Consider the following 13,746-nt stretch of genomic DNA (forward strand, 5'->3'; position numbering starts at 1 on the left):
CTCTCCTCAGAGGCTGGTTGTTTCCGGGATTGCGGCGGCCGATGCCGGCAGGCCGACCGAGGCCGCCGTGCCGGTCGGCGGCGAGACGATGCGGCGCCCGCTGGCGCCGTCGAAATGGTGTTCGTGAGCCGGCTCCCAGGCGAGGCCGGTGCGCTCTCCGACGCGCACGCCGGCGCGCCCCGGCAGCCGGACCGCGACGGTTTCGTCGGGCGTGCGGGCCAGGCCCACGATGGTGTCGGCGCCGAGATACTCGATGCTGGCGACGGTCGCGTCGCGCGCGTCGCCGATCGGCGGGCCGAGCCGCATATGCTCGGCGCGCACGCCGAGGATCGGATCGGCGGGGCCGCCGAAGCGCATCAGATTCATGGAGGGCGCGCCGATGAACCGGGCCGCGAAGGTGGTGGCCGGCCGCTCGTAGAGTTCGGCCGGGGTGCCGGCCTGCTCGATATGGCCGTCCTTCATCAGGATGACCTTGTCGGCCATCGTCATGGCCTCGATCTGGTCATGGGTCACGTAGATCATCGACAGGCCGAGGCGCTGCTGCAGGGCGCGGATCTCGACCCGCATCTCGCCGCGCAGCTTGGCGTCGAGATTGGAGAGCGGCTCGTCCATCAGGCAGACCGGCTGTTCGGCGATGATCGCCCGGGCGAGCGCGACGCGCTGGCGCTGGCCGCCCGACATCTGTCCGGGCTTGCGCTTCAGATAGTCGGTGAGGCCGACCAGCGCGGCGACCTTGCCGAGCCGCTCGCGCCGTTCCGCCTTGGGCACGCCGCGCACCTCGAGGCCGAAGGTGATGTTGTCGGCGACGGAGAGATGCGGGAATAGCGCGTAGGACTGGAACACCATCGAGATGCGCCGGTCCTTCGGCGCCAGATGGGTGACCTCGCGGTCGGCGATCCGGATCGTGCCGCCGTCGGGATCCTCAAGGCCTGCGATCAACCGCAGGGTCGTCGACTTGCCGCAGCCGGACGGCCCAAGCAGAACGCAGAGTTCGCCGGCCTCGACCCGGAACGAAATCCCGGCGACGGCCTTGCGTCCCTCGTAGACCTTGGTGAGTTCCTGAACTTCGATACGCGACACGCGTCCCCGCCCCCCGGCATTGCGGACCATCGCGCGAGCCTGCGACAGTCCGATGACGGCCGTCACGACCCGGCCGGCGCGCCGCCTGCGGCTGCGCACCCGATCGTCGGGCGATGACGGCTCTTCTCCCAGTCCGGATGCCGGCTTGGCGGCCTCCGGGGGTCGGAGACTAGCGCCTGTTGCCGGCAAGGGAAATCCGCTTCGTTGGATAACCACGCAGGAAGGCCGCGTCTCCGGGGTAGGAGAGCGCGGCCCTGGCGGTCAAAGAGTGAGCGGTTCGTCCGGAGATGGCAGCCGGCGGTGGCGGCCCCGGGCCGGCGCGGCCGGTTCAGCGGCACTTCATGGTGCGGCGCAGGATCGGGCGGCCGTAATAGTCGTAGCCGGCGATGACCTTGCGGGTGACGCAGAAGAGATCGTCGCGGCCGTCGTCGTAGATCACCCGGCCGGTATTGCCGTTGACGATCAGCAGGCGGTCCTCGCCGGACTGGGCCGCCGGGGCGGACAGGTCGTTCGGGGTGCCCGAGGATTCGGCGCGCGCCGCGGAGGCGCCGGCGACGGTGGCGAGCAGGGCGAGGGCGGCGAGGGCACGGAACGTCATGGCGGGCTCCTGGATCGGGTTCCGGCGGGCGAAGGTCTCGGCCGCCTCGGGTGAAACCACCTTGCGCCGGGTCCCCGGCCGCCGATAGGCCCGCGCCTGCCAATCCGTTGGGAGGGCTCCAGCCTCCGCCGGGCAGGCCGGCCGCCCGCCCTCCCGCCCGATCGGCCGAAGTCCGGAGGCGGGCTTGCCCGCGCCGACGCGAAAACGGCCGCCCCGGGCGGGACGGCCGTGATCGAGGATCCCGACGGGCTGCCGCCGGCGGGCTACTTCGCCGGGGTCGTCGGGCTGCCGGCGCCGACCTTCTTGAGCAGCTGGAACAGGTCGTTGGCGGCCTCCGGCGAGGCGCGGTCGAGCGGCACCAGGTCCGGATTGCTGGACGGGTCGAGGCGCGGCGGCGCCAGGCTCATGTCGCGCGCGCTCGGGGCCGGCGCGGGCAGGGCCGTGCGGCTCTCCGGCATGCCCTTGTAGAGCCCGTCCAGGGTGCGGCGCACGAGCCACGGATCGGACGCGACCGCATCGCGCAGGAGGCTGTTGCGTGCGATGATCGACTGGTCGTAGGGGGTGAAGGCCGGCTGCTCCGGGGCGATCGCGAGCTGGGCCGAGGCCGGCGTGGTGGCGAGCCCGATCGTCAGCGCCATGGTGGCCGGCGCCATGCCGCTCGAGACGAGCATCAGGCCGGTCAGCAGCGTGGCGCCGCCCGGCGCGCGGGCGGGAGCGGAGCGGGGCGCCGCGGCGGAGCGCGTGGCGGCCGGATCGGAAGGACAAGGGGCCATGGCCGTGGTTCCATTCGTTGGCCGGGGCCGCTCGGCGGCCCGGCAGATCAGAGGAAACGGTGCATCAGACAGAATGGTGGTGTCCGGGACCCATCGTCTCCGCGGACGATCCGTCCGGCGGCGCGGCAAGTCCCTCCTTGATCTTCATGATCGGCCTTCTCCGGGCCTGCCGCCAGGGGGCCGGCGCCGCCGCGGCCTCCAATCGGCTGGGAGGCAACCCGGCCGGCCGGGCGGTTCCGGCGCGACCGGCCGCCCGCCAGGCGAGGCCTATTGCTGGACCGTGAACAGGCTCTGGGTCGAGATGGTCATGTCCTCGGTCAGGCTCTTGCGGATCGCCGAGACCGCGTCGAGCGCCAGCCGTTCGCCGTCGAGCGCCTTGATCGTGCCGATCAGCCCGGTCAGCGGCTTGTCGGAGGTGATCAGCACCATCATGTCGGCGCCGTAGGGGCGCTGCACGTCCATGTTGGCGAGCGTGTTCGGACCCGGCGGCAGCTGGATGCGGTCCTTGCCGACGATCGGGTAGAGGAACTGGACGGTGCCGTCGAAGCCGATGTTGAAGAGCAGGTAGTGCTTGCTGCCGCCGGGCGGCAGCGTGGCCTCGACCTCGACCGTCTCACCGGACTTGTAGGTCCGGTCCGAGGCGGCGCCGGCCGCGCCGGCCTTCTTGTCGAGAAGGCGCATCTCGATCGACCGGCCGCGACCGATCTCCAAGAGTTCGCGACGGGCGATCTCGCGCTCGGCGATGGCGGGCAGATCGGTCGCCGGCGCATCGTAGGAGAGGGCGTCGCCGGTAGAAGTGACGACGCGGCCGTTGCGGCCGCCGGGGCCGGGCACGAAGACGAGGTCGGAGTCGGACTTGTCGCGCGCCGGCGTGATGTCGAGATCGCCGGTCCGGCCGCGCGAGGGGGCGATCGGCGCACCGCCGTCGACGAAGATGCGGACGACGCGGTTGGCGGTCTGCGGCCGCGTTGCCTCGGCGCCGCCGAGATCGGCGGCGAGCCGGATCACCGTCTTGCCGCGCACCTCCGGAGCCTGATCGCTCGGCTGCAATTCGGGCGTCTGCTTGGATTCGGTCGCCTGGCGGACGAAGGGCTTGATGTATTGGAAGATCTCTTCCCGCGTCACGTCCCCGTCGCGGTTGGTGTCGGCCGCGCCCTCCAGGATGCGGGCGAAGGCGAATGACAGGGCGCCGCGATAGGTCGAGGCGCCGGCCGGCAGGCGCACTTCAGGGGCCTTGGTGTTGCGGTCGACGGCGGCCAGGAAGGTCAGCGACGGCAGCATCTTCAGGTGGTCGAATTCCGGCGGCAGGCCCGGATAGAGGAAGGACAGCGGGTCCTCGCCGGCGGCATGGCTCGGATAGGGCGGCGAGGCGCGGTAGGTCGGCTCCGGGGCGCCGGCCACGACCTGACGGGTCAGGCCGCCGCCATGGCAGGTATCGGCCACGAACACGGCGCGCGCGCCCTTCTGCTCCAGCTTCAGGAGGCGCGCCTGGAACTCGCGGCCGAGGATGCGCTCGCCGGCCTCCTTGCGCTTGTTCGCCGGAATACGGCCCTCGAAATCCGGCTGGAAGAAATCGCGCAGCAGGAAGACCTCGTATTTGTCGCCCTGCTTGGCGTCCTTCGGCCGCTCGGCCCCCCAGACCTCGGAATTGCCGTGGCCGGCGATCGAGAAGATGACCAGATCGTCCTTCTGTGCCCGGTCGACCATGGCGTCGAGCGCGCCGAGCACCTGATCGCGGGTCGCCTCGTTGGAGAGGATCACCCGCAGGTCGGAAACGCCGTGCTTGCGCAGCACCGCGGCAATGTCCTTGGCGTCGTTTTCCGCGCCGTTCAGGCGGCGGATGTTGGTATAGCCGTCGATGCCGACCACGACCGCCCGGGTCGCGGCCGCGGCGGGTTCGGCGAGCCCGACGAGGCCGGCGAGCACCGAGGATCCGAGGAGGGTGAGGAGGGTCTTGGACACGGGAGGCCTCGCGGCGCTGGGGCTACAGGTTCGGATGGGCACGGCCGGGGCGCTGTTCGGCGCCGGCCCGCCGGTCATTCCCAGGACATCTCGACGCGGCGGTTGAGCTGGTCGATCTCGTCCTGCCGGTAATTGCTGCCGTCGGACAGATCGAGCGGCTTGCGCTTGCCCATGGCGACGATGGCATATTGGGCATCGCCGATGCGCGACTGGACGTAGCGGGCGACCGCCTCGGCCCGCCGCTTGGAGAGGTCCAGGTTGTAGGCGTCGGTGCCCTTCTGGTCGGTATGGCCGACCACCGTGATGGTGCGCGGCTGGGCGCTCTTGATGACGCCGATCAGTTCCTGGATGGCGTCCTGGCCGACCTGGGTGAATTCGGCACTGTCGAACTTGAAGGTGATCGGCGGGATCTTGACCGCCTGGATGCCGCGCGTGTTGAAGGCGTCCGAATAGGCGCCGCCCGGCTGGCCGCGATGGTTGGTGGTCGCGACGACCAGCGTGCCGGTGCCCTGGTTGGCGGCCAGCAGACGCGCCTCGTTGGCGCGCTTGACCAGCATCCGGCCGCGCTCCTTCAATTGATCGTTGCTCGTCGCGAGCGGCTCGAGCAGGTCGATCGCCTTCTGATAGGAGACCGCGGCCGCCTTGAATTCGCGCGCCTCGAGCTGGTCGTCGGCGAGCCGCCAGAAGGCGTCCCACAACTGGCCCTTCTCGGCGGCGAGCTGCAGCAGGCGGCGTTCCTCCGCCGGATTGGCCGGCTTCGGACCCATCGCGTCGACCTTGCGCAGCACCGCGGCGGCAAAGGCGGCGCGCGACTTGTCGTAGACGTCCTTCGGGCAGGCGTCGTAGATCGGCGCCAGGAGGCTCTCGGCGGTCTCGGGCGTCGGCGACCGGAGGGTGCCGCCGAGTTCGCCGAGCAGGTCGCGGCAGTCGGCGGCCTGCGCCGGGGTGACCTGCGGAAGGGTCAGCGCGGCCAGGGTCAGGCAGAGGATGGCGCTTCGCTTGAACATGGGGTCCCCCCTCGCGGAAATCGGTCTCGTCTCGGATCCATTCGGCGCCGGGCGATCGACGATCGTGTTGCCCGGCCCTGCTTGTCGAGGCGATTAAGGCAGAGCCGGCCGGGCTGGTCCAGCGGCCGCGCGTTCCCGCAGCCCGCAAATGGATTGGAACCGTTCCGCCGCCATCATGGCGCGCGGCGCCTCACGCCAAGGTGACGGCCCGGCGCGCCGGTCCTGAAAAGCCCGTGATCGCGCGGCCAACGCGTACGAATGCGGCTGCCCCGGGGGCCTTGGGCATGGCGACGGCCGCCGCGCGCCGATCACGGATGGCCATCCCGCCGCATCGGACCCGACCGCCGGGCGTGGCGATCGGGAGACGGAGGGGACCGCCGGGTCCGTCCGTCGGTCCGGGCGTCAGTCCGGGCGTCGGTCCGGGCGGGCGGGGGCGGCAGCCGGTCAGACCCAGCCGCCGTCGACCACATAGTGCTGGTTGGTGCAGCCCGAGGCCTCGTCGGAGGCGAGGAACACGGTGAACTTGGCGATGTCGGCCGGCATCATGCGCCGCTTCAGGCATTGGCGCTGCAGCAGTTCGGCCTCGCCCTCCGGCGTCAGCCACTTTTCGATCTGGCGCTCGGTCATGATCCAGCCCGGCGCGATCGCGTTGACGCGGATATTGTATTGTCCGTAGTCGCGGGCGAGCGACCGGGTCAGGCCGATCACGGCCGACTTGCAGGCCGTATAGGCGGCCATGCCGCCCTGACCGATCATCCAGCTGACCGAGCCGAAATTGATGATCGCCCCGCCTCCTGTCGCCTGCATGTCCGGCAGCACCGCCTGGGCGGCGAAGAACTGGTGCTTCAGGTTGACGGCGATGCGCTCGTCCCAGAATTCCTCGGTGACGGTCGGTGTCGGGTGCCGCTCGTCATGGGCGGCATTGTTGACCAGCACGTCGATCGGCCCGAGGGCGTTGCGGATCGCCTGGATGGCGCTCTTCAGGGCCCGGATGTCGCGCAGGTCGAGCGGCCGGTAGAGGACGGTCGCCCCGCCCGCGGTCAGCTCCGCGGCCAGCTTCTCGGACGGTCCCTCGGCGATGTCGACGAAGGCCACGCGGCATTTCTGGCGTGCGAACTGGCGCACGATTTCGGCACCGATCCCGGAGCCTCCGCCCGTCACCAGTACCGTCTTGCCTTCGAGGTCGGGATAGATCGCACCGCTCATCGTCGCGTTTCCTCCACGTTTTTTACGGGATCGGTCCGGGCCGGCCCCTTTCGGATCGCCTGGTGGGTCGCCGCCTGCGCCTGTTCGACCAGCGACAGCATGGCGGCACGGGCGCGCGGTCCGTTGCGCGCCGCAACCGCTTCGTAGACCTCGCGATGGTCGCCGAGCGGATCGCTCGGCATCGCACCGACGCGCTGCTTGACCATGGTGGTCCAGCGGATGGTGGCGCCGATGCCGCTCGACAGCACCGTCAGGGGCTCGTTGCGGGCGGCGGCCAGCAGCGCATGGTGAAATTCGAGATCGGCCGCCAGACTGGTCGCGGTCGAGAGATTGTCGGCGCTCATCCGCTCCAGCGCGACCAGCATGGCCTGCAGATCGGCCTCCGTGCGCCGCTCGGCCGCCAGCGCCGCGGCCTGCGGTTCGACGATGCGGCGCAGCTCGAAGAGCGAGTCGAGAAAGGTCACGCTCGGTCCGGCTTCGAAATGCCAGGCCAGCACGTCCGGGTCGATCAGGTTCCAGCGGGCGCGCTCGGTGATGCGGGTGCCGGTCTTGGGCCGGCTCTCGACCATGCCCTTGGCGGCCAGGATGCGCACGGCCTCGCGATAGGCGGTGCGCGAGACGGCGAGCTTCTGGCTGAACACGTCCTCGTTCGGCAGCACGTCGCCGGGCTTGTACTGTCCGCCGACGATGGCCACCGCAAGGTCATGGGCGATCGAGCCGTGCAGGCGACGCCGATCGTTGGGCCCGACGGGAGCCAGATCCAGACCCGTTGGATCGACGGTCCGACGTCGCGCGTTCATGTCCTTCGCCCCCGCTCGGCCGTGGTGGCCGCGTTCCATCAATTCCGAATTTCGCCGCTCCGACAAGCCGACACAAAGTCCACGGCGCGCCGGGCGGTCGCCTCGGCGCTCTGGCCGGGCTTGTAGAGCGCGGAGCCGAGCCCGAAGCCGTCGGCGCCGGCGGCCCGGTAGGGCGCCATGCTGGCGACATCGATGCCGCCGACCGGAATCAGCCGGGCGTTTCGGGGAAGCACCGCCCGCCAGGCCTTGACCACGGCCGGCGGCAGGGCCTCAGCCGGGAACATCTTGACCGCGTCGGCACCGGCGGCGAGGGCCGCGAAGGCCTCGCTCGGCGTCGCGGCGCCCGGCAGCGAGACGAGACCGGCCGCCTTGCTGGCGCCGATCACGGCCGGGTCGGTGTTGGGCGAGACGATCAGGCGCGCGCCGGTCGCCGCCACCGCCGCGACCTCGGCGACGCTCAGCACCGTGCCGGCGCCGAACAGGGCGCGCCCGGCGAACCGGGCCTGCAGGGCGGCGATCGTCGCGAACGGATCGGGCGAATTCAGCGGCACCTCGATCAGCCGGAAGCCGGCCTCGATCAGGCCGGCGACGATCGGCTCGGCCTCGTCGGGGCGGATGCCGCGCAGGATGGCGACCAGCGGCAGCGCCGCAAAGGCCTCGTCGAAGGTCATGCGGCGGCTCCCGGCAGGAGATCGAGGGCACGGGCCAGCGCGACGAGCCCGTCGACGGCCGCATGGTGCGGCCCGGCATGGAGGTCGAGCCCGATCAGGGCGGCGGCCGTGCGGTAGAGATCGACCAGCCGGGCATCGCCGATGGCGACATGCGGCAGCGTCGGCTCGGCATGGGCGAGCGCCCCGGAGAACTCGGCGCCGATCAGCAGTCCGGACAGGTAGGAGGCGACGGCCTCGGGGGCGAGCCGTCCGGTCAGCGGCAGGGTGCGGGCGGTGAAGAGCGCATGGCTGAGCGCCGGCGTCGCATAGCCGCGCAGGACGCCGGCCGCGAAGCCGTCGGCATGATGGGCGTCGCCCTCCGCCAGCCGGCCGAGGATCGTATGGCCCTTCAAGGCGGCATAGAGCTCGCCGGTCATGAAGGTCCGGAAGCCGGTGATGCGGCCGTCGCGCACCGTGACCCATTTCGAGTGCGTCCCGGGCAGCACCATCTCGGCATCGGGCAGGGCCAGGCCGGCGCCGAGCACCTGGACCTCCTCGCCGCGCATCACGTCGGGCACGTCATGGGCGTCGACATGCATCAGGCCGGGCACGAACAGGAGCGGGTGGCCGTCGAGCGTCTGGCGCAGGATGCCGGCGGCCAGCGAGATCGGATCGGCCGGGGTCGCCGCATAGGGCACTTCGACCCAGCCGTTGCGGCTGCCGATCATGCCCGACAGCAGCACCGGCAGGCCGGGCATCGCGCTGAGCCAGGCGCCGGTCTGGCGGCGCAGCGTTCCGGCGAAGTCGCCGCCCTCGACCTTCAGGATGCCGTCCGGGCCGGCGACTTCGGCCAGAATGCTGCCGTCGCCGCCGACCAGGGCGGCGCGAAAGGACGACGTGCCCCAGTCGACCGCCACGAAGGCGGGACCGGAGGATGCGGAACGGGTCATGATCCGGGCGGCTCCCTGCTTTTTGTCCGAGGATAGCCTGACGCCGGGCCGCCGTCACGTCGTCTCGATGCGTCAGCTGGCCGACCGTCCGGACAGGAAGGCCCGCACGTCTTCCGCCCTCGGCATGGAGGGCGCGGCGCCGGGCTTCTGCACCGACAGGGCGGCGGCCGCATTGGCGGTTTCGAGCGCGTCGGCAAGGCCGGTGCCGGAGCCGAGTCCTGCCGCCAGGGTGCCGACGAAACAGTCGCCCGCGCCCGTGGTATCGACCGGCACGACCCGGTGGCCGCCAAGTTCGACGGTCGCCGCGGCCGTGACGGCGACCAGCCCGGCCGCGCCGAGCGTGACCACCACGGTCGACGGTCCCGCGGCGATCAGCGCCCGGGCACGGGCCGCCACGCCGTCGCCGCTCGCGCCGAGCCAGCCGGCGATCAGATCGAGTTCGGTCTCGTTGACGATCAGGATGTCGGTCAGGGGCAGGAGATCGCGGACCTCCGGTTGGGCCGGCGCGGCATTGAGCAGGGTTTCGGCGCCGGCCGACCGGGCCGCCGCGAAGGCCGAGGCGATCGCCGCCACCGGGACTTCGAGCTGGGCGACGATCCGGTCGCCCGGGCCGACCAGACCGGCGGCGGCCGCACCGTCGACGGCCGCATTGGCGCCGGCCACGACCACGATGCAGTTCTCGCCCTGCGCGACCGTGATCAGCGCCGTTCCGGTCGCCACCCCGGGGATCGTCGCCACCGCAGCGGTGTCGATCCCCTCGGCGGCCATGCCGGCGACCAGGTCCGCCCCGAAGGCATCGGCGCCGACGGCGCCGACGAAGGCGACCTTGGCGCCCATGCGCGCCGCCGCGACCGCCTGGTTGGCGCCCTTGCCACCCGAGAAGGTGCGGAAGGCATCGCCCGCGATGGTCTCGCCCGGGCCGGGGAAGCGGTCGGCGGTGACGACGAGGTCCATGTTGATGGACCCCAATACGATGATCCTGGGCATTCTGGTGAGGCTCCTGCGCGTTCGGGCGCATGGGATCAGGATTCTGGGCGTCGAGGCAAACCGGTTGTCCGTGCCGCGGGCCCGATTCGTATCGGCGGTTTCAGATCCCCGGCTTCAGTGCGGCGGCGGGGGCATCGGACCGCCGGGCGGCGGGGATTGCACATAGGGCGGGCGGGCGCCGGGGCCGCCGCCGCCGGTCCCCGGACCCGGCGTCCCGCCGCCGGATGGCCCGTTGGCCGCGTTGCCCTGGCCGGCGACCGCGGCGCCGCCGCCCGCCGGTCCGCCACCCGGCCGGTTGGCCAGGATCGGCAGCGCGAGCGGGGCGGCCGGGGCCGGACGGCGGCCGGTCGGCTCGACGACCAGTTCGACCAGACGCGGCATCTCCTGCGCGTTCGACCAGTCGGACGAGCGGTCGCCGGAGCCGGAGACCTGGACGAAACGGAAGCGGTAGGGACCGGAGAGGATCGTGGTCGCGGTCCCGCCGCCGCCGGGCGCGTCGAATCCGGCGGTCGTCCAGGGCGACGTGCGGCGGATGACCGCCTCGCCGTCGTCGGTCCGTTCCAGGGTGAAAGTGACCGTCTCGAAGCGGCTGGCGGCGTTGGACGACAGCGACGGGCGGACGAACCGGATCTGCCGGTCGTTGCCGCGATAGGCGACGGTCGGCGATTTCGGATCGCCGGTGACCAGCGGGATGGCGCGGGCGGTGTCCTCGGACAGGCGCAGGCTCGCGCGCATCCAGAGATCGGCATCCTCCAGGGAGCGCTGTCCGGTCATCCAGCGCCCGAGGACGCCGGTCAGAAACGGCATGGCCGCAACGATGAGGCCGACGGTGAGGACCACGGCCGCCAGCACTTCGACGAGTGAGAATCCGGCGCGGTTGCGCGCGGCAGGGAACCGCGAGAAGCCGGCGCGGTTGCGCGCGGCGGGGACCGGCGAGAAGCCGACGCGGCCCTGTCGGCGGGGCGGGCGGCTCCTAGCGGGCGCCGGGGACGAGCTTGACGGTCTCAAGGCGGACGCTCCGGCCCGAGGGGGCTTTGACGACGACGGTGACGCGCAGCGGGATCGGCGGCCCGGAATCGGCCCGCCCGGTCTGCGGACCGCGGCTGCCGGGCTCGCCCGGCCGGGTCCCCGCTGCGGGGCCGGTGCCGCTCGTCTCGCCGCCGCCGCCGCCGCCGCCACCAGCGCCGGGGGCCGGTGCCGTGCGGGTCGTCGGGCCGGCATCGAGCGGGATCGACGGGGCGGGCGAGGGGCGCGGCTCGAAATCGACGATCTCGGTGCCGATCGCATAGTCGAAGCTGCCCTGGCGTGCCGTGCCGCGGACCGGGACCGCGCCCGGAACGGCGCGCACGCCGGCGATCAGGCTCTGCGCCAGGATCGCCGCACCGGCGATCTCGGCCGGCGCGCGGGCGGCCGACCAGGCGGTCGAGAAGGCGCGCGACAGAACCGCGACCATCAATCCGGCGACCACGATGGCGGCCAGCACCTCGACCAGCGTGAAGCCGGCCTGCGGCTCGCGCGACACCGGAACGGGGGCGCGGGCTTCAGGCGCCATCGACGATCGCCACGGTGCCGGTCGCCCAGTTGACCCGGACGCGGAAGCTGCGCGCGCCCTTGGTGAAGCGGATCACGCCGCCGCAGCTGGTGCCGTCGGGGCGGAACAGGATGGCGATGCGGCTGCCGTCCGTGGCGCAGCTGTCGCCGGCCAGCACGGCGAGGTCGATGTCGCGCGGCAGCCGCAGGGTCTGCGGCCCGGAGACGAAATCGCGCCGGCGGGTGTCGAACACGGCGGTGGTCTCCCGGCCGGAGGCGATCGCGTCGGTACGGGCATTGCGCAGCAGCGCGGCCGATTCCACCGCCATCGCCATCAGCCCGCTCGGTCCGGTGCCGCGCGCCAGGGTGGCCAGCGCCAGGATCATGCCCAGCCCGAGGATCACCATGGCGGGGATGATCTCCATCAGCACGAAGCCGGCGCTACGGTCGGCCGGGCGGCCGTTGCGCGGCCCGGCGTCGGCGTCAACGCTGCCAGTTGTTGAGATCCGCGGCACTGTCGGTGCCTCCCTCGCGGCCGTCGGAGCCGAGCGACACGATCTCGTAGGGGCGACCCTGGCCCGGCGAACGATACAGATAGGCATTGTTCCAGGGATCGCGCGGCACGCCGTTGCCGCGCAGATAGGGGCCGTTCCAGGTCGCGGCATTGTTGGGGCGGACCATCAGCGCGTTGAGGCCCTCGGCGGTGGTCGGATAGCGGCTCATGTCCAGGAAGAAGAGATCGAGCGCGTTGGTGAAGCTCTCGATCTGGATGCGCGCGGTCTTGGTCTTGGCGTCGGACAGCTGGTTGAAGACGCGCGGCCCGACCAGGCCGACCAGAAGCCCGATGATGACCAGCACGACCAGCATCTCGACCAGCGTGAAGCCCGCGCGGAGGCGGTCGAGCCGCTTCGCGTCGGGGCGCCGTGACGCGACCGGACGGCCGTCGCCCGGACGGGCGGCCGGACCGGAGGGCCGGGAGAGGAATGTGCGGGTCGCCATGGGTCAGCTCACCAGTTGGTTCACGCTCATCAACGCCGACATGATCGTCACCATCAGGCCGCCGATCACCACCGCGATGACGATGATGGCAATCGGTCCGACCAGGGCGCCGACGCGGTCGAGTCGCTCCGTCAGCTTCTTCTCGTAGAGCGCTCCGGCTTCCGACGCCACTGTCGCCAGTTCGCCGGTCTCCTCGCCGATGCGCAGCATGCGGGCGGCGACGTCCGGCAGCAGATCGACCCGCCCGAGCGCCTCGGAGAGCCGGCCGCCGCGGCGCACGTCGTCGCCGACCGCCGCCACCAGGGCTTCGCCGTCGACCCCGACCACGCTTTCCAGCACCTTCAGGGCCTCGACCAGCGGCACGCCCTGCGACAGGAGCGTGCCGAGATTGGTGGTGAACAGCGCCGTCCGGCGCAGCCGCCAGATGCCGGAAATCAGCGGCAGTCGCGTTGCGGACCGTACGAAGCCGTCGCGGATGGCTTTGACGCGGGCGGCGAGCAGCCCGCCCGAGAGGACCAGGATCGCGCCGCCGCCGAGAAGATCGGAATTCTCCGCCATCCAGGCCGAGAGCGCGAGCACCGTGGCGACCATCGAGCCCGGCGTCTGGCCGCTGTCGCCGATCAGCCCGGCGAATTGCGGCACGACATGAACCAGGAAGAAGACGAGAACGCTGGCCGCCGCCAAAAGCAGGAAGGCCGGATAGCGCAGCGCACCGGTCACCTTGTCGGCCAGGATGTGGCCGCGCTGGCGCTGGGCGACCACGACGGCGAGCACCCGGTCGAGATGCCCGGTCGCCTCGGCGACCCGCGCCATGGCGACGATCTCGGCCGGGAAGGTGCCGGGATGGCGCTGCAGCGCCTGGACGAAGCTCTGGCCGGCCAGGACATCGGCGCGCAGGGTGCGGACGATGTCGCGCAGTCCGCCCTTCAGATCCTCGGAGGCGAGCAGCAGGGCCTCGTCGATGGTGAGCCCGCTCTTCAGCATCAGCGAGAGTTCGCCCAGAAAGGCCGTCACCGCGCGCGGATCGGCCCGCCGGGCGAACAGGCCGGCGGCGCCCGCCTCGCCGAGCCGCTTCGCCTCGACCAGGATCAGTCCGCGGGCGCCCAGTTCGGAGGCGACGCCGTTCTCGTCGGCGGCCTCGGTCTCGCCGGAGAGCGGACGGCCGTCCATCGACATGGCGGTATAGGCAAAGCGGGCCACGGGC

General features: G+C 71.9%; 15 protein-coding genes. All 15 read right to left on the reverse strand.

The window, feature by feature from the left end; all coding sequences use genetic code 11:
- Positions 1 to 6: 6 nt before the first annotated feature.
- Positions 7 to 1,080 (reverse strand): ABC transporter ATP-binding protein, encoded by a 1,074-nt coding sequence (locus ABB55_RS16480; protein WP_054362113.1) that lies wholly within the window; start codon positions 1,078 to 1,080, stop codon positions 7 to 9.
- 328 nt (positions 1,081 to 1,408) lie between these two features.
- Positions 1,409 to 1,678: a hypothetical protein gene (locus tag ABB55_RS16485; protein WP_140941958.1), complete on the reverse strand. Its 270-nt coding sequence runs from the start codon at positions 1,676 to 1,678 to the stop codon at positions 1,409 to 1,411.
- Between the two features lie 263 nt (positions 1,679 to 1,941).
- Positions 1,942 to 2,451 (reverse strand): hypothetical protein, encoded by a 510-nt coding sequence (locus tag ABB55_RS16490; protein ID WP_054359778.1) that lies wholly within the window; start codon positions 2,449 to 2,451, stop codon positions 1,942 to 1,944.
- A 267-nt stretch (positions 2,452 to 2,718) separates the two neighbouring features.
- On the reverse strand, positions 2,719 to 4,413 hold the full coding sequence (locus ABB55_RS16495; RefSeq protein WP_054359779.1) for a caspase family protein: 1,695 nt from the start codon (positions 4,411 to 4,413) through the stop codon (positions 2,719 to 2,721).
- A 74-nt stretch (positions 4,414 to 4,487) separates the two neighbouring features.
- Positions 4,488 to 5,420: an OmpA family protein gene (locus ABB55_RS16500; RefSeq protein WP_054359780.1), complete on the reverse strand. Its 933-nt coding sequence runs from the start codon at positions 5,418 to 5,420 to the stop codon at positions 4,488 to 4,490.
- 444 nt (positions 5,421 to 5,864) lie between these two features.
- Positions 5,865 to 6,626 (reverse strand): SDR family NAD(P)-dependent oxidoreductase, encoded by a 762-nt coding sequence (locus ABB55_RS16505; RefSeq protein WP_054359781.1) that lies wholly within the window; start codon positions 6,624 to 6,626, stop codon positions 5,865 to 5,867.
- The gene (locus ABB55_RS16510; RefSeq protein WP_083464138.1) at positions 6,623 to 7,426 is read right to left on the reverse strand and encodes a FadR/GntR family transcriptional regulator; all 804 of its coding nucleotides are present in this window, start codon (positions 7,424 to 7,426) and stop codon (positions 6,623 to 6,625) included. The genes ABB55_RS16505 and ABB55_RS16510 overlap by 4 nt, the downstream gene beginning before the upstream one ends.
- 38 nt (positions 7,427 to 7,464) lie before the next feature.
- The gene (locus ABB55_RS16515; protein ID WP_054359782.1) at positions 7,465 to 8,097 is read right to left on the reverse strand and encodes a 2-dehydro-3-deoxy-6-phosphogalactonate aldolase; all 633 of its coding nucleotides are present in this window, start codon (positions 8,095 to 8,097) and stop codon (positions 7,465 to 7,467) included.
- A complete protein-coding gene (locus tag ABB55_RS16520) occupies positions 8,094 to 9,026 on the reverse strand; it encodes a 2-dehydro-3-deoxygalactonokinase (RefSeq protein ID WP_054359783.1) in 933 nt (310 codons plus the stop codon). Before ABB55_RS16520 ends, ABB55_RS16515 begins: the two co-directional genes overlap by 4 nt.
- Before the next feature lie 72 nt (positions 9,027 to 9,098).
- The gene (locus ABB55_RS16525; RefSeq protein ID WP_054359784.1) at positions 9,099 to 10,013 is read right to left on the reverse strand and encodes a ribokinase; all 915 of its coding nucleotides are present in this window, start codon (positions 10,011 to 10,013) and stop codon (positions 9,099 to 9,101) included.
- A 114-nt stretch (positions 10,014 to 10,127) separates the two neighbouring features.
- Positions 10,128 to 10,853 (reverse strand): hypothetical protein, encoded by a 726-nt coding sequence (locus ABB55_RS16530; protein WP_152982074.1) that lies wholly within the window; start codon positions 10,851 to 10,853, stop codon positions 10,128 to 10,130.
- A gap of 133 nt (positions 10,854 to 10,986) precedes the next feature.
- Positions 10,987 to 11,565, reverse strand: a complete 579-nt coding sequence (locus ABB55_RS16535) for a type II secretion system protein (RefSeq protein WP_054359786.1) — start codon at positions 11,563 to 11,565, stop codon at positions 10,987 to 10,989.
- On the reverse strand, positions 11,555 to 12,058 hold the full coding sequence (locus tag ABB55_RS16540; protein ID WP_152982075.1) for a GspH/FimT family pseudopilin: 504 nt from the start codon (positions 12,056 to 12,058) through the stop codon (positions 11,555 to 11,557). Before ABB55_RS16540 ends, ABB55_RS16535 begins: the two co-directional genes overlap by 11 nt.
- Entirely contained in the window at positions 12,027 to 12,542 is a 516-nt protein-coding gene (gene gspG, locus ABB55_RS16545) for a type II secretion system major pseudopilin GspG (RefSeq protein ID WP_083463682.1), read from the reverse strand. The genes ABB55_RS16540 and gspG overlap by 32 nt, the downstream gene beginning before the upstream one ends.
- A gap of 3 nt (positions 12,543 to 12,545) precedes the next feature.
- Positions 12,546 to 13,742, reverse strand: a complete 1,197-nt coding sequence (locus tag ABB55_RS16550; RefSeq protein ID WP_054359788.1) for a type II secretion system F family protein — start codon at positions 13,740 to 13,742, stop codon at positions 12,546 to 12,548.
- Positions 13,743 to 13,746: the final 4 nt, after the last annotated feature.

The organism is Prosthecodimorpha hirschii (assembly GCF_001305515.1).
In the GTDB taxonomy this organism is placed as follows: domain Bacteria; phylum Pseudomonadota; class Alphaproteobacteria; order Rhizobiales; family Ancalomicrobiaceae; genus Prosthecodimorpha; species Prosthecodimorpha hirschii.